Annotated in this window: 18 protein-coding genes; 3 read left to right on the top strand and 15 right to left on the bottom strand. The window is 64.7% G+C overall.

The window, feature by feature from the left end; translation table 11 throughout:
* Nucleotides 1–104 precede the first annotated feature (104 nt).
* A complete protein-coding gene (prf1, locus tag HMUK_RS06125; RefSeq protein WP_015762256.1) occupies nucleotides 105–1,358 on the top strand; it encodes a peptide chain release factor aRF-1 in 1,254 nt (417 codons plus the stop codon).
* A 295-nt stretch (nucleotides 1,359–1,653) separates the two neighbouring features.
* Here the strand turns inward: prf1 and HMUK_RS06115 are convergent, their stop codons facing one another.
* The 13 genes from HMUK_RS06115 to ahaH all read right to left on the bottom strand — a co-directional run bounded on the left by HMUK_RS06115 (nucleotide 1,654) and on the right by ahaH (nucleotide 14,350).
* Nucleotides 1,654–2,043, bottom strand: a complete 390-nt coding sequence (locus HMUK_RS06115) for a DUF6276 family protein (protein WP_015762254.1) — start codon at nucleotides 2,041–2,043, stop codon at nucleotides 1,654–1,656.
* Between the two features lie 60 nt (nucleotides 2,044–2,103).
* Nucleotides 2,104–2,799 (bottom strand): V-type ATP synthase subunit D, encoded by a 696-nt coding sequence (locus tag HMUK_RS06110; protein WP_015762253.1) that lies wholly within the window; start codon nucleotides 2,797–2,799, stop codon nucleotides 2,104–2,106.
* 83 nt (nucleotides 2,800–2,882) lie between these two features.
* Entirely contained in the window at nucleotides 2,883–3,932 is a 1,050-nt protein-coding gene (locus HMUK_RS06105; protein ID WP_015762252.1) for a Brp/Blh family beta-carotene 15,15'-dioxygenase, read from the bottom strand.
* Nucleotides 3,917–4,651 (bottom strand): lycopene cyclase domain-containing protein, encoded by a 735-nt coding sequence (locus tag HMUK_RS06100; RefSeq protein WP_015762251.1) that lies wholly within the window; start codon nucleotides 4,649–4,651, stop codon nucleotides 3,917–3,919. The genes HMUK_RS06105 and HMUK_RS06100 overlap by 16 nt, the downstream gene beginning before the upstream one ends.
* A 149-nt stretch (nucleotides 4,652–4,800) precedes the next feature.
* The gene (locus HMUK_RS06095; protein WP_079979647.1) at nucleotides 4,801–5,553 is read right to left on the bottom strand and encodes a bacteriorhodopsin; all 753 of its coding nucleotides are present in this window, start codon (nucleotides 5,551–5,553) and stop codon (nucleotides 4,801–4,803) included.
* Between the two features lie 309 nt (nucleotides 5,554–5,862).
* Nucleotides 5,863–7,278 (bottom strand): V-type ATP synthase subunit B, encoded by a 1,416-nt coding sequence (locus HMUK_RS06090; RefSeq protein WP_015762249.1) that lies wholly within the window; start codon nucleotides 7,276–7,278, stop codon nucleotides 5,863–5,865.
* Between the two features lie 2 nt (nucleotides 7,279–7,280).
* Nucleotides 7,281–9,041: an ATP synthase subunit A gene (locus tag HMUK_RS06085; protein WP_015762248.1), complete on the bottom strand. Its 1,761-nt coding sequence runs from the start codon at nucleotides 9,039–9,041 to the stop codon at nucleotides 7,281–7,283.
* A gap of 1 nt (nucleotide 9,042) precedes the next feature.
* Nucleotides 9,043–9,366 carry a V-type ATP synthase subunit F gene (locus tag HMUK_RS06080; RefSeq protein WP_015762247.1) on the bottom strand — a complete coding sequence of 108 codons (324 nt, stop codon included), beginning with the start codon at nucleotides 9,364–9,366 and terminating at the stop codon, nucleotides 9,043–9,045.
* A complete protein-coding gene (locus HMUK_RS06075) occupies nucleotides 9,363–10,439 on the bottom strand; it encodes a V-type ATP synthase subunit C (protein ID WP_015762246.1) in 1,077 nt (358 codons plus the stop codon). Before HMUK_RS06075 ends, HMUK_RS06080 begins: the two co-directional genes overlap by 4 nt.
* On the bottom strand, nucleotides 10,436–11,020 hold the full coding sequence (locus HMUK_RS06070) for a V-type ATP synthase subunit E (RefSeq protein ID WP_015762245.1): 585 nt from the start codon (nucleotides 11,018–11,020) through the stop codon (nucleotides 10,436–10,438). The genes HMUK_RS06075 and HMUK_RS06070 overlap by 4 nt, the downstream gene beginning before the upstream one ends.
* A 24-nt stretch (nucleotides 11,021–11,044) precedes the next feature.
* Nucleotides 11,045–11,302 (bottom strand): hypothetical protein, encoded by a 258-nt coding sequence (locus tag HMUK_RS06065; protein WP_015762244.1) that lies wholly within the window; start codon nucleotides 11,300–11,302, stop codon nucleotides 11,045–11,047.
* Between the two features lie 488 nt (nucleotides 11,303–11,790).
* On the bottom strand, nucleotides 11,791–14,031 hold the full coding sequence (locus tag HMUK_RS06060) for a V-type ATP synthase subunit I (protein WP_015762243.1): 2,241 nt from the start codon (nucleotides 14,029–14,031) through the stop codon (nucleotides 11,791–11,793).
* Nucleotides 14,018–14,350 carry an ATP synthase archaeal subunit H gene (gene ahaH, locus HMUK_RS06055; RefSeq protein WP_015762242.1) on the bottom strand — a complete coding sequence of 111 codons (333 nt, stop codon included), beginning with the start codon at nucleotides 14,348–14,350 and terminating at the stop codon, nucleotides 14,018–14,020. Before ahaH ends, HMUK_RS06060 begins: the two co-directional genes overlap by 14 nt.
* 178 nt (nucleotides 14,351–14,528) lie before the next feature.
* Between ahaH and HMUK_RS06050 the strand changes: the two genes are divergently transcribed.
* Nucleotides 14,529–15,149 carry a methyltransferase domain-containing protein gene (locus tag HMUK_RS06050; protein ID WP_015762241.1) on the top strand — a complete coding sequence of 207 codons (621 nt, stop codon included), beginning with the start codon at nucleotides 14,529–14,531 and terminating at the stop codon, nucleotides 15,147–15,149.
* A gap of 98 nt (nucleotides 15,150–15,247) precedes the next feature.
* Here HMUK_RS06050 and HMUK_RS06045 read toward each other — a convergent pair whose 3' ends face one another.
* Complete coding sequence (locus tag HMUK_RS06045; protein WP_015762240.1) at nucleotides 15,248–15,709, bottom strand: type IV pilin; 462 nt, start codon at nucleotides 15,707–15,709, stop codon at nucleotides 15,248–15,250.
* A 31-nt stretch (nucleotides 15,710–15,740) separates the two neighbouring features.
* The gene (locus tag HMUK_RS06040) at nucleotides 15,741–16,976 is read right to left on the bottom strand and encodes a DUF7096 domain-containing protein (protein ID WP_015762239.1); all 1,236 of its coding nucleotides are present in this window, start codon (nucleotides 16,974–16,976) and stop codon (nucleotides 15,741–15,743) included.
* A gap of 156 nt (nucleotides 16,977–17,132) precedes the next feature.
* Here HMUK_RS06040 and HMUK_RS06035 point away from each other — a divergent pair, with 156 nt between their 5' ends.
* Nucleotides 17,133–18,275, top strand: coding sequence for a helix-turn-helix transcriptional regulator (locus tag HMUK_RS06035; RefSeq protein ID WP_015762238.1), 1,143 nt, complete (start codon nucleotides 17,133–17,135; stop codon nucleotides 18,273–18,275).
* Nucleotides 18,276–18,285 lie beyond the last annotated feature (10 nt).

The following is an 18,285-nucleotide window of genomic DNA, read 5'->3' as shown; positions in this document are numbered from 1 at the left end:
TACCGTAGCCCAAGGTTGGCTATCATATAAAGCCGCCCGTCACACGTGATCGACGGCTCTCGCTGTCAACAGTTACTTACCCGCGCTCAGCCAACGTTGACCCAATGAGCGAGTCCGAGCAGGAGCAATCCGACAAACAAAAATACGAGTTCAAGAAAGTCATCGAGAAGCTCAAGGGGTACGACGGATCCGGGACGCAACTGGTGACGATCTACGTACCAGAGGACAAGCAGATCAGCGACGTCGTCGCCCACGTCACACAGGAACACTCCGAAGCGTCCAACATCAAGTCAAAGCAGACCCGGACCAACGTCCAGGACGCCCTGACCAGCATCAAAGACCGGCTTCGCTACTACGGGAACGCACCGCCCGAGAACGGGATGGTCCTGTTCTCCGGTGCGGTCGACTCCAGTGGTGGACGCACCGAGATGGTCACGGAGGTCCTAGAGAGTCCGCCCGACCCCATCGAGTCGTTTCGCTACCACTGTGATTCGGATTTCCTGACCGAGCCACTGGACGAGATGTTGGCCGACAAGGGACTGTTCGGCCTGATCGTCCTCGACCGGCGCGAGGCAAACGTCGGCTGGCTCAAGGGCAAGCGCGTCGAACCCGTCAAGTCCGCCTCGTCGCTGGTCCCGGGCAAGCAGCGGAAAGGTGGTCAGTCCGCACAGCGGTTCGCACGGCTGCGCCTGGAGGCCATCGACAACTTCTATCAGGAGGTCGCCGAGATGGCCAACGACCTGTTCGTCTCGCGTCGCCACGAGATGAACGGCATCCTCGTGGGCGGTCCCTCCCCGACCAAAGACGAGTTCCTCGACGGCGACTACCTCCACCACGAACTCGGCGACAACGTCCTCGGGAAGTTCGACGTGGCCTACACCGACGAGTCCGGACTGTACGATCTCGTCGACGCCGCGAGCGAGGTGCTGGCCGAACACGAGATCCTCCAGGACAAGGAGGCCATGGAGGAGTTCTTCAAGGAGCTCCACGACGGCGATCTGGCGACCTACGGCTTCGGGCCGACCCGCGAGAACCTCATCATGGGGTCGGTCGACCGCCTGCTCATCTCCGAGGACCTCCGGAAGGACGTGCTCACCTACACCTGTGAGAACGGCCACGACGAGTACGAGATGGTCGACCGGTCGGCGTCGATCGACGACCACGACTGCTCGCGGTGTAGCGAGACCGTCCCCGCCGAGGAGGCCGAACGCGAGGACGCGATCGACCACCTCATGGAGATCGCCCAGCAGCGCGGCACCGAGACGCTGTTCATCTCGACGGACTTCGAGAAGGGCGAACAGCTCCTGTCGGCCTTCGGCGGCGTCGCCGGACTCCTGCGCTACTCGACCGGCGTCTAACGGACGCGTTTTTCGGTGCAAAGACGGACGGGAAGCGATGGCTGGCGCTTCGTGTGAACCGTCCGAAAGTCAGAGGCACGGTCGCCCGGGACAGGGCGACCGGGTGCGGCACGTCCAAGGTGGCATGGGAAGGATGATGTTGTGGTGGGGTGGGGATGGTGAGTGGGCACAACACCGCTGTGGCGTCGTGGACTGGAACGTCCACGTCCTGATGCCGCACATGGTTGTATAGCCCATACATATAAATAACCGATACCTTACTAGTTTGGTTCCGCCGACGATCCCCGCGAGATCGTCACAGCAGTTGTTCGAGCTGGTGGCGACGACGGCCGAGGTCGACCTCGCTCTCGATCCCGGGATCGGCGTCGAGTCTATCGATCACCAGCAGTGGATCGGTGCCGGCACGCTCGACACGCTCCAGCAGCGCGGCGATCTCGTCGCGATACAGCGCCAGCGAGGAGAGCAGGCCGAGCAACAGCGCCATCGGGACGGCGGCCCCGCCATCGGGAAACGCGTCGCCGAGGGGCGAAAAGTCCGGTTCGCTGGCTGGCGGCTCCACGGCGGGACGGACGGACAGACACCGCGGGCACAGCGACGCGCCCGGATCATCGCCGGGGAGGTACTCCCGGAGTTCGGGATCGACGGCGAAGACGACGGTCTCGTGGCCACACTCGGGACAGTCCATGTACTGACGTGGGCGTGGCACTGGCAAAAGCTCGGCGGCGAAAAGGGGCGTCGACGCCGGTCAGTCGTCGGCGGCGACGGCGGCGGCCTCTTCGGCCTCCGCGTTCTCTTCCTCGCGGGCTGCAGCCTCCTCTTCCTCTTTCTTGTTCTTGATCTTCTTCATGCGGAAGATCTCTTCGCGCTCCTGTTCTTCGAGCTTCTGCTCGATGTACTCCTTGTTGTCGTACAGATCGGGCAGCAGCTTGAACTCCAGCGCGTTGACGCGGCGTTTGGTGGTCTCGATCTCCTCGAGCATCTTCTTCATCGCGGTCTCGACCTCGGCCGCGAGGATGATGTTCTCGATGAGTTCCTCGTAGGCGTCGGCGGCCTCGTCGATCCGGGCCGACGTACCCATGACGCCGTATCCACGCTCGTCGAGGGACTTACGGACCTTGCTGGACTCGATCTGGGGGACGACGACGCCCATGATGTTCTTGGACTGGGTCGTCAGCTCAGGATGCTCCTTCAGTGCGGCCGCGGCACCGCGGACGGCCACGTCGCCGTCCATCGCCCGAGCCATGTTGATCGCGTGTTGGGCGCGACCGTAGGAGTCGTCGAGGTCGGATCGAACGTCCTGTGCCTGGTCGAGGATGTCCATGAACTCCATGATGAGGCCGTCGCGTTTCTTCTCCAGCGTGTCGTGGCCCCGTTCCGAGAGGTCGATGCGATCCTCGATTCGCATCAGCTCTTTCCGGGTGGGTTTGACGTCCTTGGCCATTATCGGGGCGTTACGGGCCCAGTCGGATAACCTTTTACAGTTCCCACGGCCGGGACGGGGCCGATCACCGACTGACGCGGTCGTTACCCCCAAATTCCCTGTCGCACGTCGAGCCAGGTGACGACGACGACGTGGGGCAGGGTCAGCACCGCGAGCAAGACGAGATACAGCCCGCCGACCTCGGAGACGCCGGCCACCGTCGTCGGAACGGCCAGTGCGAGGCCGCCAAACAGGACGACTGCGCCGACCGTCGCCGGAAGCGCGTCTCGCGTGAAGCGACCGACCACACGGGCGACGGCACCGCGGTCCAGTGCCGCCAGCGCGACCCCGTCGAGTTCGGTCAGCCGGGCGATGTGGCGTACCGAGTGCCACAGGGCGAAGTAGACCCCGATCGCGAGGACCGGCGGAACGACCGCGAAAAAGCCCCACAGCAGCGCCGTCTCGGCGGCGTCGAGGAGCCAGGCGCGTCTCGGACCGGCCACTGCGAGCCCGGCTGCCAGCGTCACCACCGTGATGGCGGCGAATCCGACCCCGGCGACGATGCCCGCCTCCTGGGTGAACAGCGGCGCGAGCGACCCGGTCCGACCGGGGTCGAACAGCGAGACGACCGTCCGGGCGACAGCGGCGTATCGATCCGGAAAGAAGACGAGCGGGACCAACATCGGGAGGCCGCCGCGGACGACTACCGTCAGCGCTGCGACGGCTCGATTGTCGAGGTGGCGACCGTCGGCGAGTGTCGCCAGCGGATACACGTCGCCCTGTCCCCAGTGAAACCACGTCAGTGCGACGAAGGCGACGAACGCGAGGGCCGGTGCGAGGAACCAGACGGCGGTGTACAGCACTGCGAGTCCGAGATACCCCGCACAGAACGCCGCGAGGAACCGAGGCGTGAGGTCGACGCCGAGCGTTCGTGCGACCGAGTGGTGGTCGGCAGCGCCGTGTGGCAGTCCGAAACAGAGCAGCGTCACCAGCAAGACGCCGTAGCGAACCGGAACGGCGGTCGACACGCCCAGGATGTGGGCGACCGTGACAGCACCGAGCACCAGCCAGGCCGGCAGAAAGGTCCAGCGAGCGAGGCGTCGACGGCCCGACCGCAGCCGTCGGCCCCGATCGGCGGTTACCTCGACCGCCATCGGTCGATCACCCACGGGTACAACAGCAACCCCTGTACGACGAAGACGTTTGTCACGAGGAAGAACGCGGCCTCTTCGAGTGGCAGGCCGAGGACGGCCAGCCCCGTCGTGTACTGCTCCGAGAGGATCCAGATGCCCGACTCCAGGGCGACGCGATCCGCGATCCAGAGGTACGCCGTCGGCGCGAAGACGGCTACGACGAGCGTCTGTCCCCGAGCGAGGAGGTACGGCCATCCGACGGCCCACTGGAGCGCGAGCACCGGGCCGCTCCAGGCGACGATCGCACCGAGGTAGAAGGTCGCGTCGCTCGTGAGGAGAGCCACGCCGACGAGACCGACGAGCGCTCCCGCCGCAGCCCCGACCACCCGATCACGAGCGGAGACCGTCGTCTCGTCGTTCGCCGGCATCCCCGGCGAGATCACGTGCAGCCACAGCGCGGCGACCAGTGGCTGCAAGAGGATAAACAGGTACTCCTCGATGGGCGCGTGCCAGATGACGGCCGCGACGCTGTCGGTGCCGTAGGACCAGACGCCCCGCAAGATGAGGTAGTTGTCCCAGGGCACGGTGTACAGCATCGCTACTGCGATGATGACGGCGACGGCGAGGGGGCGGACCTCGCTTCGTGTCGCGCGCGAGCGCATTCCCGCTACCCCCACGAGCACCGCAAGCGCCGGGAGGACGAACAGCGCGTGAAATTGGACGTATGTGAAAGCGGCCATTGTGACGTACTGAAACGCGGATGTACTGAGACGGCGCTGTGCGGACGGTGCGTCGGGCGGACCGCCGTGGCGACCACGGTCCGCTCGGTCACACTATCGGGCAGATCGCCCTGAGTGTTTCGACTGGAGTGGCGAGAGGGGAGCCGCGATCAGTCGGCGACGGCTGCGCCTTCCGACGCGGTCTGGCCCTCGTCGAGGACCGCGTGACTCTGGAGCAGGATGATACCGAAGCCGATCTTGGCGGTCAGGTCGAGCACCATGAACGCGGCCGTCTCGATCGGGAGGCCGACGAGTCCGAGGCCCTCGGTCCCGACCAACCACAGGACGGGGTACACGAGCCACAGGACCAGCACCAGGTTGCGCAGCGTCGAGAACTTCGACTGCAAGTCACCCGAGAGCTCGCTCGCTCGGTCGGTGAGGTTGCTGAACAGGAAGTACAGCAGGACCAGCAGGAAGCCGGTGCTGATACCCCACCAGACGAGGCGTTCGGCACCCGCCGGGAGGACGCCCGAACCCGCCGACAGCGTCGCGAGCGCGCCGGTACCGATCATCAGCACGTCCAGACCGACCAGCGAGTAGATCGTGTTCCGGTCGGCCCCCGCCAGCAGGGCGAGGTCGTACAGCAGCAACGGCGTCGTGAACAGCCAGTCGGTGTATCTCGCCCAGTAGATCGCCCGTTCCTCGCCGCCGAGTTCGATGGTCGTGACACCGAAACCCAGTGCCATCGAGAGGTAGTTCACGAAGGCGATCGCGGCGATCATGATCGTCGCGATGTAGAACTTCTGGCGACGCTGGTCGGAGACACTCCAGCCCCGGGCGATGAAGTACAACATCCCCAGGAACATTCCTGCCGTCCCGACCCACAGGAATATGCTTTCGCCGCCCGGTACGTACGTGCTCATGCCAGACTGTAACATGGTTCATGTTGTAATAACGGCCCGACACTTAAACAGCCCATGCCAACAGGGATTGGTACGCCTTCCCGAGCCCGGCGAGGAGACGCGAATCAAACACAGACACCGGGGAGAGCGGCTTCGTCCGTGCGGCAAAATCTGCCGAAAGGGAAACCACAGCACGGCGGTGGGACTCGCCGTCCTCTCCGAAGACGACCACTCGGCGCTCGAACGGGTCGCACCGAGACTGTCGCACCGAGAAAGTGCGGCCGCTGGCGACCAGATCACGACTGGCAAAAAATAGACGGAAACGGAGCGTCAGTCCGCGGTGACTTCCTGGGTCTCGTCTTCGCGGTAGTGTTCCTCGATCAGCTCCTCGTCGATACGGTTGAGTGCGTCCTTTGGGAGCATCGAGAGGAGGTCCCAGCCGAGTTCGAGCGTCTCGTCGATGGAGCGATCGGTGTCGATCCCCTGGTCGACGAACTCCGTCTCGAACCGGTCGGCGAAGTCGAGGTACTTGTTGTCCAGGTCCGACAGCGCCTCGCGGCCGACGATGTTGACGAGGTCGCGCAGGTCCTCACCTTCCGCGTAGGCGGCGAAGATCTGGTCTTTCACGTCCGCGTGGTCGACACGGGTCAGTCCCTCGCCGATCCCGTCGTCCATCAGCCGCGAGAGGCTCGGCAGGACGTTGATCGGCGGTTCGATCCCCTGGCTGTTGAGGTCCCGATCGATGTAGATCTGGCCCTCCGTGATGTAGCCGGTCAGGTCCGGGATCGGGTGCGTGTCGTCGTCGCCCGGCATCGTGAGGATCGGGATCTGGGTGACAGAGCCCTCGCGACCCTCGATTCGACCCGCACGCTCGTAGAGCTGTGCCAGGTCGGTGTACATGTATCCGGGGTAGCCACGGCGACCCGGGACCTCTTCTCGTGCGGCACCGATCTCGCGCAGTGCCTCACAGTAGTTGGTCATGTCCGTGAGGATCACGAGCACGTGATACCCCTTGTCGAAGGCGAGGTACTCCGCGGTCGTCAGTGCCAGCCGCGGGGTGAGCGTTCGCTCGACGGCCGGGTCGTCTGCGAGGTTCATGAAGACGACGGAGCGTTCGAGTGCGCCGGTGCGCTCGAAGTCGTCCATGAACTCGTTTGCCTCTTCCTGGGTGATCCCCATCGCCCCGAAGATCACTGCGAACTCCGACCCCTCGTCGTCGTCGCCTTCCTCCTCTTCCGGGACGCTGGCCTGACGGGCGATCTGGAGTGCCAGATCGTTGTGGGGCAGCCCCGACGCCGAGAAGATCGGCAGTTTCTGTCCGCGCACGAGGGTGTTCATCCCGTCGATACCGGAGACGCCGGTCTGGATGAACTCCTCGGGGTACTCCCGGGAGTAGGGGTTGATCGCCTTGCCGACGATGTCACGACGCTCGTCCGGTTCGATCTCGGGACCACCGTCGATCGGGTCACCGGAACCGCTGAGGACACGCCCCAGCAGGTCCTCGGTGAGCTTCATCTTCATCGTCTCGCCGAGGAAGCGAACGGAGGAGTTGCGGTCGATCCCCGTCGTTCCCTCGAAGACCTGGATCGCGACGTAGTCGCTCGTCGATTCCAGCACCTGGCCGCGGCGAACGTCGCCGTCGCCGGTGTCGATCTCGACGATCTCGTCGTAGCCGACCGGCTCGTCGACTTCCGCGAACACCAGCGGGCCGCTGATCTCCGTGATTGTCTCGTATTCTTTCTTCATCGTTAGTACAGCTCCTGAATTTCGCTCTCGATGTCCGCTTCGAGTTCGTCGATGTACTCGTTGTACTCCTCCTGGACACCGATCCGGTTGAGCCGCGGGACGGTCTCGAGATCCGTCAGCTCCTCGACCGGGACCCCGGCGTCGAGCGCGTCGAACGCCTCGTCGTTGTAGGTCTTGATGGCGTCGAGGATACGGTAGGTCTTCTCGGGCTCACAGTAGGTGTCCGTCGGGTGGAACGCGTTCTGCTGGAGCCACGCCTCACGCAGGTAGCGTGCGACTTCCAGCGTGAGCTGCTGGTCTTCCGGCAGCGCGTCCTTCCCGACGAGCTGGACGATCTCCTGAAGTTCCGCTTCCTCGTCGAGGGTGTCGATGCCCCACTGGCGCTTCTCGGGCCAGTCGTCGCGGACGTTCTCGACGAACCACGGGTCGAGCTGGTCGCGATACAGGGAGTACGACTCGTTCCAGTTGATCGACGGGAAGTGGCGGCGTTCCGCCAGGTCCGCGTCCAGCGCCCAGAACGTCTTGACGATACGCAGCGTGTTCTGGGTGACCGGTTCGGAGAAGTCCCCGCCCGGCGGCGAGACCGCCCCGATGACGGAGACCGACCCTTCGGAGCCGTTGATGTTCTGGAAGTAGCCGGCCCGCTCGTAGAACTCCGAGAGGCGCGCGGCGAGATAGGCCGGGTACCCCTCTTCGCCGGGCATCTCTTCGAGGCGGGAGGAAATCTCCCGCATGGCCTCGGCCCACCGGGAGGTGGAGTCGGCCATCAGTGCCACGTCGTAGCCCATGTCACGGAAGTACTCCGCGATCGTGATTCCGGTGTAGACACAGGATTCACGCGCTGCGACGGGCATGTTCGAGGTGTTCGCGATGAGGCAGGTCCGGTCCATCAGCGCGTTGCCGGTGGTCGGATCCTCCAGCTCGGGGAAGTCCTCGATCACTTCGGTCATCTCGTTGCCACGCTCGCCACAGCCGACGTAGACGACGATGTCCGCGTCGGCCCACTTGGCGAGCTGGTGCTGGGTGACCGTCTTCCCGGACCCGAAAGGACCGGGAATCGCGGCCGTCCCGCCCTTCGCGATGGGGAACAGACCGTCGAGCACTCGCTGGCCGGAGATCAGTGGCGTGGTCGGCGTCTGCTTCTCCTCGGAGGGACGCTGCTGGCGCACCGGCCACTCCTGGCGCATCTGGATCTCTTCGCCGGTGTCGAGTTCGACGACCGGCTCCTCGACGGTGAAGTTACCCGACTCGGCGGCGACGACTTCGCCGCCGTCGGAGTCGGGAGGCACCATCACTTTGTGGTCGATACTGGGCGTCTCGGGGACGGTCCCGACGATGTCGCCGCTGGAAACCTCGTCGCCGGCCTCGACTTCGGGCTCGAACTCCCAGGTCTTCTCTAAGTCGATCCCGGGAGCGTCGACGCCGCGGTCGAGGTAGGGCGATCCCATCTTCTCTTCGAGAACGTCCAGCGGGCGCTGGACGCCGTCGTAGATCGCGTCCAGCATCCCTGGACCCAGGTCGACGGACAGTGGGGAACCGGTCCCTTCGACCGGTTCGCCCGGAGAGACGTCGGAGGTCTCTTCGTACACCTGGATCGTGGTGATGTCGCCTTCGATCTCGATCACTTCGCCCATCAGCCCTTCCGAACCGACGTACACCACGTCGTTCATCCGGGCGTCGAGGCCGGTCGCCGTGACGACTGGCCCCGAGACGCTGTCGATGACGCCGTCTTCACGGACGTCGGATTCTGTCGCTTGACTCATATTAGTCTTCCTCCATCAGGTCGATTCCGATCGCGCGTTTGATCTGGTCGCGCAGGCCACCACTGCCGGTGCCGCCGCCGAGTGTCACCATCACCGGTTCGACGCTCGTCTCGGCGTCCTTGCGCACCCCGCGCGAGAGGTGCTCAAGGTCGTCGTCGTGCATCACGATGATACCGATCTCCTCGTCGTCGAGCATCTCCTCGACGGCAGCGTCGAGTTCCTCGTCTTTGTCGGCGTCCGGCACGTCGGCGAACTTCCGTACGCCGGCCAGCCGGAACCCCGTCGTGAAGTCGGGACTGCCGATGACACCGATCTCCTGACTCATAGTATCACCAGCTCCTGTTCGATCTCGTCGCTGTCGAGTCCGGCCTCGCGGCCCCGAGCGATCGCTCGGATGTTGTCGACCTCGCGCTCCTTGGCGAGGATGTAGGATAAGACCGGACAGACCGACAGCGGGTAGCGGTTCGACAGCTGATCGGAGTACTCGAGCAGTGCCGCGTCGAGGGCGTACTCGAACTCGATGAGGCTGTCGGCCGCTTCGAGGGTGTCGAGTGCCGCGTCAAGGTCGTCGCCGTACGTGCTCTCACGAACCCGCTGGACGAGCTGGTCGGTGCTCGTTGCGAGTGCGCCGATCTCGTCGGCGTCGAACAGGCGACCGCCCTCGATGTGGTACTCGGCCGGATCGATCTCCGCCCCGCTGCGAGCGAGTCGAAGGGCGTTCCGGAGGTTCCGGAAGTCGATCTCGGCCGTGAGAAAGGAGACGTACAGGCCAGTCGGAGAGTCGACTTCCGGCTGCGTGGGCAGCCCCGAGAGCAACACGTCGTAGAACGCCCGGTCGAGCGCGTTCTCCAGCGGGACGAGTACGCCGCTGTCCTCGTAGTCCTGGTACGCCTCGGCGAGGTCGTCGCCGAAGATCGTGCCGTCGAGGAGTTCGACGACCTCCTCGATCGAACCGGCGGCGACGAGCTGGTCGAGCAGCTGCTCGGACAGTTCGCCGGCACGAATCAGGTCGTCTTCGACCTCCTTGGCGTCGGCCTCGGAGTAGATCCCCCGGACGATCGTCTTGACGTTCCACACGTCGAACTTCCGGAGGTAGCGGGCGACGTAGTCGTACAGTCGCCCGTCCGACCAGCGCAGCAGGTCCTCGAAGTGCTTGGCGAGGTTCCGGTTTAGCGCGTACTCGACGAGGTCGACGCCACTGTATCGCGCTCCCAGGGCGTTCATCTCGGTCTCGTACTCCGTCTCCTCCATGAACCGGGAGATCTCGGAGGGACCCATACGGACGAGCTTCCGGTAGTCGTCGTCGTCGAACAGCTTCGCCCGACGAGAGCGGACACGCGTGATGACGTACTCGTAGTTTGCGCTTTCCCAGTTCTGTTCTTCGAAGCGTACGGTCATTGCTCCTCGAAGAGCCGTGAACTGATGTCTCGCAGGTTGTTCTCCCAGACGTCGTCGAGAACGGAGTCGAACGTGTTGTTCACGCTGATACGCGAACTCTCGCTCTCGACGACGACGCCGCCCAGACAGTCGTACTCGCCGGCCAGCTCGTAGCCGTCGTAGTCGGCGAGGATCGACTCCAGCAGGTCGGCGTCGTCGGCTCGCCCGTACACTTGCACACCGGCGTCGTCGTCGAACTCCGCCGTGGCAGCGTCGAGCAGCGTCCGCGTCAGCTCTTCTCGACGATCGCCCTCGAGGGAGGCGATCTCCGCTTCGACGCTGTCGCGGACCGATTGGAGTACGTCGCGGCGAGCCTCGAGTCGCTCCTGCTTTGCCTCCAGTTTCGCGCTGGAGAGTTTCTGCTCTCGCTCCTGCTCGATTTCGCGTTCGACCTCGGCCTGTCGCTGTTCGCGGATCTCTTCGGCGTCGGCCTCGGCCGCCTCGATGATCTCTTCGGCGCGCTCGTCGGCGTCGATACGAATCTCCTCTGCACGCGCGCGGGCCTCGTCTCGGATGTCCTCTGCGACTGTTTCAAGACTCATAAATGGGTTTGAAAGGGGTGGAGTCTACTGTCCCAGCGTGAGGAACACGACGACCAGTGCCAGAATGACGATGGTCTCCGGGAGCACTGTCAGAATCAGGCCACGACCGAACATGGAGTCGTCCTCCGCGATCGCACCGACTGCGGCGGCACCGATTCCACGTTCCGCGTAGCCTGCACCGATTGCGGCGAGTCCGACGGCCAGCGCGGCGGCGGCCAGCGGTGGGATTGCAGGTGCAGCAGCGGTACTACCGACAAACGCTTGGAGTAGTGCGGATGACATTGTTGGAATCCTGTAGTTGGTTCCGGACAAGCGCATATGGCCATACCGGAGTCATAAAGCTTCCCAAAACAGATGGTCACGGCCCTGCTCGGCTGGTTTAGGCCGTCTCGGCTGGGTCCTTGGGACGTGAACGCCTAGCAAGTACTCGGCCACGGACCGGGTGAAATTAGTTCGTACGAACGACCCGCGAGGCGACGCTGTGCGAAGAAATGGCGATATGAATTGCAGACCAGATCTTAAACAAACGATCATCCACAGAACGTGAGATATCTGTCCGTTTTGTAAGCACCGCCGGAGACTCGTTGGCCAAGCGACATTCCCGGAACGTCGCCGAGGTCCGACGGCGCGCACTCCCGATTGTCGCCGCCACAGCGTGTCAGACGACGACACAGTACCGGTCGCTGTCGAGTTCGCCAGAAACGGGACACCGTTCGATACTGTCTCTCGAAGAACGGACGACGCGCCGAGAAAACGCTGTTGGCCGTCGGTTACTCCTCGGTCGTGAACTCGCGATCGTACCCGAACGGCTCGTAGGCCTTGCCGCCGCCCTCGAAGAACTTGCCGAAGAACTCGACGTATTCGAGACGGACGGCCTGGAGGCCGGCAGAGGTGATCCCGAGCACGAGCACCAGCAGGTGCCCGAGCACCAGGAGGACGAGCCCGAACAGGAGGCCGACGATCGCCATCGACCCGTCGAGGTTCAGCAGCCCCTGGAAGACGACGTCGTCGGCGACTGGCTCCTCGGACATGAACCAGATCAGGTGGAACTCTCCACCGTGGAGGGTCGCACCGAACACGAGCAGGTTGACGGCGAGTGCCATCCCGGCCTTGGCCAGCAGCACCGCAGCGATCCGGGTGTAGGAGACGACGTGCCCGAAGCCCTGAGTGATCGACTCGATGAGACCGATCCCGCCCTCGGCGGCGATGACCATGATCAGTCCGACGATCGTCATGGCCAGCGCGACGCCGACCACGAGGTCGAACCCGCCAAGCGGGACCCGGAACAGCTCCAGCACGGGGAAGCCGGTGAAGCCGATCGGCAGCGCCGCGCCCTCACCGCTGCCGAACACCTCGAACATGAACGAGGGCTTCGGTCCCATGGCGGTCCGGGTGAACACCCACAGCCAGAGGCCGACGGTGAAGAGGATCCACGAGCCACTCTCCATGATCGCCTCACCGAGGCCGTGATCGAGGTTGTTGTAGAAGTCGAAGATCCGGCCGACGACGAGGTGAAGCACGCCAGCGATGACGCTGACGAGGAGCCAGGCCTGTCCGTACGCCAGGTAGTGTGGCTGGAGCCCCTTGTGGATCGGCGGATGACCGTTCCAGAGGATATCTCCGAGCTGGTGGAGACCGAACAGTTCACCGTACAACACGCCGAAGATGGCGGTAAACAGGCCAGACAGCAGGCCGACACCGCCCAGGCTCTTGACCACGTCGTTGTCGAAGGACTTCAACAGCCAGTAGCCAAGTCCCATGTAGAGGATCCCGTAGCCGAGGTCACCGATCATGAACCCGAAGAACGCCGGGAACGTGAGGAAGAAGACGACCGTCGGGTCGAGTTCGTCGTACTGGGGTCGGTTGATGATCTCGACGAGCGCCTCGAACGGCTTGACGACGCCGGGGTTGTCCTGGATGACCGGCGGGCGGCTGTCGCCCATCGTCACGAGTCCGCCGTCGGCGGCGACCTCCTGACTCTCGGTCTCGTCGCTGGCGGACGCCTCGACGGTCTCGCCGGTCGACGCGCCGCCCGAGCCGCCGGAGTCGTCGGTCTCGACCGTCTCGGTGGACTCCGGGTGGCCCTCGTCGCTGTAGTCTGCTCGTTCGAGTTCGTCGACCTCGATCGCCTCGCCGACGGCGTCGGTCAGCGCTTCCGCGAGGTCCGCGTACCGATCCGAGGGGATCCACCCCTCGGCGACGAAGGCGTGTTCCGTCGTCGCGAACGTCAGCGGGGCCTCGCTCTTTTGCACGTCGATCGCCAGCTTCTCCTCGGCCGCGAGCAGGAAACCGGCGACGTCGAGGCGAAGGTCTTCGAGTTCGTCCTCGACGGTCGTGAGCTTCGATTCGAGTTGCTGTTTGCGGTGCTGAAGTTCCTCGCGGTGGGACTCGGGATCGGCCTCGCTGTCGGGTACCGTCAGCTCCGTGAACGTCGCGCTGACGAGAGCATCCTGCAGCGTGTCCTCGTCCGTGCGTGCGGCCACCGCGATGACGTCGTCTTCCTGGAAGAACTGGTAGAGGTCGACGTCGCTGTGTGCGAGTGCGTCCCGGACGGTCTCGATGTCGCCTTCGCCGACGACCACGGACAGGTTCTCGTACCCCTGAAGGAGGTCCAGATCGATCCCCAGCGTGACGAACGGGTCGATCGTCTGGATCTCGTCTTCGATCGTTCGGAGTTCGTCCGTGAGTTCGTCGCGTCGGTCGTCGAGTTCGTTGACCGTCTGACGGATCTCTTCGAGTTCCTCGTCGAGTGCCTCGTCGGTCACCAGCCGCGTCGGGCCGGCGTCGGCCTCGTCGACATCGAGGATCGACTTGAGCGAGCGGACGGTGACGAGCTTCTCAGAGCCGTCTTCGGCTCCTTCGGCCGGGTCGCCGGGTTCGAAGTAGTCCCACGAGCCGTCGTACTCGGTGACGTGCAACAGACCCAGGTCGTGGACGGTCTCGATGACGTCGTCCATGACGCGTTTCGAGCCGGTCACCGAGACGCGGCTCATTCGCTCAGGTCTGAGCATGTACCGCCTCCTCGAACAGTTCTGTGACGTGTTCGATCACGTCCTCGGTGCGCTCTTGGGCGCGCGATTCGAGATCGTCGCGGGCCTGCTCGCCCTCTTCGAGCAGTTCCTTGCGATCGGCCTCGATTTCGGCACGAGCCTCTTCGAGACGCTCCTGGGCTGCCGATTGGGCCTCCTCTCGGGCCGTCTCGCGGATCTGCTCGGCTTCCTCGCGAGCGTCTTCGAGTCGTTGCTCACGGTCCTGTTCGGCCTCGTCGACAATGTCGTCGGCGTCCTGTTCGGCCGCTTTGATACGGTCGAGAACTTCTGGCCGTGGCATTCTCTAATCACCCTGACGTTGCTGTAGCGGCTATTTGGTAGTTGCGAAGTTGGCCCGGTTCTGTGGGGTGCGAGGAGCCGTGAAAAAACGACCGGTCGACCGCCACCGGTGCGGAGTGGGCGTGTCACCGCGACGACGATCCGGGGCAATTATGCTTGCCAAGCCCAAACCCTGAGCAATGGGAGTCCTCGAAAACAAGTCGCGTGCGCGGACGTTCTACAAGTACCTCTCGAAGGTGTACGACCGTGTCAACCCATTCATCTGGAACGAGGAGATGCGCGACGAGGCGATCGCGAAGCTCGACATCGAACCGGACGATCACGTCCTCGACGTGGGATGTGGCACCGGCTTCGCCACGGAGGGACTGCTCGAAGCGACCGAACACGTCTACGGGCTCGACCAGAGCGCCCACCAACTGGAGAAGGCGTACGCGAAGTTCGGCAAGCGCGGTCCGGTCGCGTTCCACCGCGGCGACGCGGAACGACTCCCCTTCCAAGACGACACGTTCGACGTGGTCTGGTCGTCGGGATCGATCGAGTACTGGCCCAACCCCGTCGACGCGCTCGAAGAGTGCCGGCGGATCACCAAGCCCGGCGGACGGGTGCTGATCGTCGGTCCGGACTACCCGAGCCAGAGTGTCTTCCAGAAGCTCGCGGACGCGATCATGCTGTTCTACGACGAGGACGAGGCCGACCGGATGTTCGAAGACGCTGGCTTCACCGACTTCGAGCACTTCATTCAGCAGAACAGACCGGGAAGTCCGAAGGCCATCACCACGATCGCACGCGTCCCCGAGTAAGATCTTCGGGACCGATCTACAATAGGCCGTACGAGACGGTCGAGGCGGCCGCCGAGAAACGACTCGCCGCGTCGGTGTGGTGACGCTCGTACAGGCCGTCAGCTCGCAGTCGCGCGGACGGTCCCGACGATCGTGTCACCGGCGAGGAGCCGGACCACGACGGTATCCCCAGCTGCCGGCAGCGGTGCGTTCGTCGACGCGATTCGAAACGATCCCCGTTCGCCGCCACTCCAGGTGCCGTCGTCGGCGCTGTTGAACGGGCCGGTGGGGCCGCCTCGAAACCCCTCGGCGGCGAAGAACGGCACCGGCGGCTGGGAGTCGAGTTCGTCCCCGCCGACCGTGACGACCAGCCGCAGTCGCTCGACTGAGACGGTGTCGCCGCCTCGGTGTGTCAGGACCAGCGTGTCGGTTGCGGCGTCGGCCGTCAGCGAGAACGACGCCGTCGGTGCCGGGGTCGGGGTATCGAGAGCGACAGCGGCGGTGCCGACCGCGGTCGCGGCCAGCACCGTCAGCGCGAGCAGTAGCGCGACACCGACGACCGGCGAGGTGGCCCGGTCCATACGGCCGGTGTGGCCCGTTCCGGTTTGAACGTCAGGGTGGGAGCCGGGCGTCGAAGACGGTGCCGTCGTCGGTGCGGACCGTCAGCGGAACACCGGGGCGTGGCTCGACGGTCCAGAGGGCCCCGTCCGCACCGGTCGTCCCGACGTACTCGCCGTCGATCCGGACGGTTCCGGACACCGGCTCGCCGGTCACACTGTCGACCAGCCGGACGTGCATCGGCCCGGTTTCGTACGTCCGATTGATCCGGAGCCGGAGCGAGTCGTCCTGTTCGGTCACCGTGTCGGTAACCGGAATCGCCGCCAGCGACTGGCGCTGGTGTTCCCGGAAGACGTTGGTGGTCCCGCCGTCGAGATACGCCGTGAGGTCGCCGCTGGTGTACTCGGCCCGGAACCGGTAGATGCCGGTCTCGCCGAGCGCCTGGCCGGACGGCGAGGTGTCGTTTGTCACCCAGGGGTACAGCTCGATGCCACGACGGTTGGCCGCGTTGACCAGATAGAGGTCGCTCTCCCGGAACTGATCGGTGGCCTCGGGCCGACGCTCGTCGGCGAGATACGTCTCGCGGTAGTACGAGTCGCCGTCGACCATCGCGAGCGTGTACCCCGAGTCCGAACTTTCGACGTAGACCGATTCGATCCGCCGGTCACCGGTGACGGCCTCGCTGGCACGTCGGGCGACCGGCCCGCGGAGCACCTCGACCTCGCCTCTGAGATTCTCGATACGCGTGTCGAGTCGCCTCGGAAGCGAGTAACTCGACCGTCTGGCGACGTCTTTGACCCGACCGATCGTCGCCGAGATCTGCCGTGCTTCGGTGTCGATCAGTGCCATCGTCCGAACGAACTTCGTGGTGGATATCGTCCCGGAGGCGTACGCCTCGATGGCACCGGCGCGTCGGACGCGCAACTCGTCGGACCTGGTCTCTGCCCAGCTCACTTCCGAGCGGATGATCTCGGACCGCTCGCTGGTCGAGGAGGTGTCGTAGAACTCGTTTTCGAAGGCGGTCGTCCGATGCTGTCCGCGGAGGGACGCGGCGTCGGTCGCGACTGCCGTCCCGGTGTTGACGTTGACGGCTCCGTGGTCGGAGACCGTCACGTTGCCAGGCGGAATCGTCAGGTAGTTGGCGAACTCTTGGATCGGGACGATCACCGGAGACGGATCGTCGAACTGCGCCGCCGTCCCCTGTTCAGCGGGGACAGGACCCGCAACTACGGCGGGCAGCGACAGCACGACGAAGAGGAGGGCGAGGATCGAGACGGTGGCGGGACGCATTGTTACGCCCTTCTCCCCCGTCCCACAAAAATCCCTCTCTTCCGTGGGATCGGTGTTCTCCGACGAGAGTCCGCGAGACGTTTCAACGACGACGCTGACGTTTTATCCCGTGATGGAAAGCGTTTTCCTCTCGGGCAGCACAGTCACGGGGTGAAGATGTCACACCGGTTACGAGCCGCCCACTTCGCCCTCCTGCTGGTGGTGCTCTCGGCACCAGTTGCGGCCACCAGTGGCGTGGTCGGCGGTGTCGACGCCCAGCAAACGCCCCCGCCGACAGCGTCGTCGACCGCCAGCCACACGACGATCCTGATACAGCTTCGGTCTGACGGTAACGCCACGTTTTCTGTCACCGCCAGTGGCTTCGACGTCGCGAACGAGCAGGAGCGAAACAGTTTCAAAACGACGGCAGAGCGGTTCACCGAGGGCGAAGCGGACACGCTCGGGCTGTCGGCGTTCCGGCGGGCGAACGCGGCCGCGAGCGAAGCGACCGGCCGCCCGATGGAACTGCGCGACGTACGACGAAGCAGCAATCTCACCAACGGGACGCTGACGCTGTCCTTTACCTGGACCAACTTCGCGCGCTCGGAGGGTGAGACCCGGTACGTCGACGACGTGTACAACACCACGGATCCCTGGCTGACCGGCCTGGAAGCGGACCAGACGCTCGTCCTCGAGTTGCCGCCGGGAGCCGGGATCCGGACAGTCCCGAAACAGGTGCGGGACGGCCAGATCGTCTGGGAGGGTCCGACGACGTTCACGGAGTCCGAACTCGAACTCGCCTACACTCCCGGAGCGGAGGGACCCTCTAACTCGCCGTCGTCCCCCGGTGGAGGCCCCGATGGGGACCCCGACGGCGGGTCGTCGCTGCTCTGGGGCGGGCTCGCCCTGTTGGGTGCCGTGGTCGCCGCCTCCGGCGTCTACGTGCTGTTGCTTCGGGACGACAGCGTCATCGACCGCGACGCGTTCGACGCCGGTCCCCTCGCGACCGAGTCCGAGGACGACGGGGACGAGCCGCCTGCGACCGTGCCGACGGCGGCCCCGGCAGAGACCGACGAAGCGCCCGACCAGGAAATCGACGAAGAGCTGCTCAGCGACGAGGAACGCGTCGAACTGCTGCTGGAGCGCAACGGCGGACGAATGAAGCAGGCGAACATCGTCAAAGAGACCGGCTGGTCGAACGCGAAAGTCTCACAGCTGCTCTCTTCGATGGAAGAGGACGGCCAGATCGACAAGCTCAGGATCGGACGCGAGAACCTGATTTCGTTCCCGGACGAGGACGTCACGGACATCGAGAACTGAGACCGTCGCG

The organism is Halomicrobium mukohataei DSM 12286 (assembly GCF_000023965.1).
GTDB classification, from domain to species: domain Archaea; phylum Halobacteriota; class Halobacteria; order Halobacteriales; family Haloarculaceae; genus Halomicrobium; species Halomicrobium mukohataei.
The sequence above is the reverse complement of the archived record's forward strand: the minus strand, read 5'-3'. Positions and strand labels throughout refer to the sequence as shown.

Coding starts and splice junctions, on each gene's coding strand:
- HMUK_RS06095 (WP_079979647.1), bottom strand. CDS start 5,553: ATGAGCACGTACGTACCGGGCGGCGAAAGCATATTCCTGTGGGTCGGG.
- HMUK_RS06100 (WP_015762251.1), bottom strand. CDS start 4,651: ATGGCCGCTTTCACATACGTCCAATTTCACGCGCTGTTCGTCCTCCCG.
- HMUK_RS06080 (WP_015762247.1), bottom strand. CDS start 9,366: ATGAGTCAGGAGATCGGTGTCATCGGCAGTCCCGACTTCACGACGGGG.
- HMUK_RS06045 (WP_015762240.1), bottom strand. CDS start 15,709: ATGGACCGGGCCACCTCGCCGGTCGTCGGTGTCGCGCTACTGCTCGCG.
- HMUK_RS06035 (WP_015762238.1), top strand. CDS start 17,133: ATGTCACACCGGTTACGAGCCGCCCACTTCGCCCTCCTGCTGGTGGTG.
- HMUK_RS06040 (WP_015762239.1), bottom strand. CDS start 16,976: ATGCGTCCCGCCACCGTCTCGATCCTCGCCCTCCTCTTCGTCGTGCTG.
- HMUK_RS06060 (WP_015762243.1), bottom strand. CDS start 14,031: ATGCTCAGACCTGAGCGAATGAGCCGCGTCTCGGTGACCGGCTCGAAA.
- HMUK_RS06110 (WP_015762253.1), bottom strand. CDS start 2,799: ATGGCCAAGGACGTCAAACCCACCCGGAAAGAGCTGATGCGAATCGAG.
- ahaH (WP_015762242.1), bottom strand. CDS start 14,350: ATGCCACGGCCAGAAGTTCTCGACCGTATCAAAGCGGCCGAACAGGAC.
- HMUK_RS06050 (WP_015762241.1), top strand. CDS start 14,529: ATGGGAGTCCTCGAAAACAAGTCGCGTGCGCGGACGTTCTACAAGTAC.
- HMUK_RS06105 (WP_015762252.1), bottom strand. CDS start 3,932: ATGGCGGTCGAGGTAACCGCCGATCGGGGCCGACGGCTGCGGTCGGGC.
- HMUK_RS06090 (WP_015762249.1), bottom strand. CDS start 7,278: ATGAAGAAAGAATACGAGACAATCACGGAGATCAGCGGCCCGCTGGTG.
- HMUK_RS06085 (WP_015762248.1), bottom strand. CDS start 9,041: ATGAGTCAAGCGACAGAATCCGACGTCCGTGAAGACGGCGTCATCGAC.
- prf1 (WP_015762256.1), top strand. CDS start 105: ATGAGCGAGTCCGAGCAGGAGCAATCCGACAAACAAAAATACGAGTTC.
- HMUK_RS06065 (WP_015762244.1), bottom strand. CDS start 11,302: ATGTCATCCGCACTACTCCAAGCGTTTGTCGGTAGTACCGCTGCTGCA.
- HMUK_RS06075 (WP_015762246.1), bottom strand. CDS start 10,439: ATGACCGTACGCTTCGAAGAACAGAACTGGGAAAGCGCAAACTACGAG.
- HMUK_RS06070 (WP_015762245.1), bottom strand. CDS start 11,020: ATGAGTCTTGAAACAGTCGCAGAGGACATCCGAGACGAGGCCCGCGCG.
- HMUK_RS06115 (WP_015762254.1), bottom strand. CDS start 2,043: ATGGACTGTCCCGAGTGTGGCCACGAGACCGTCGTCTTCGCCGTCGAT.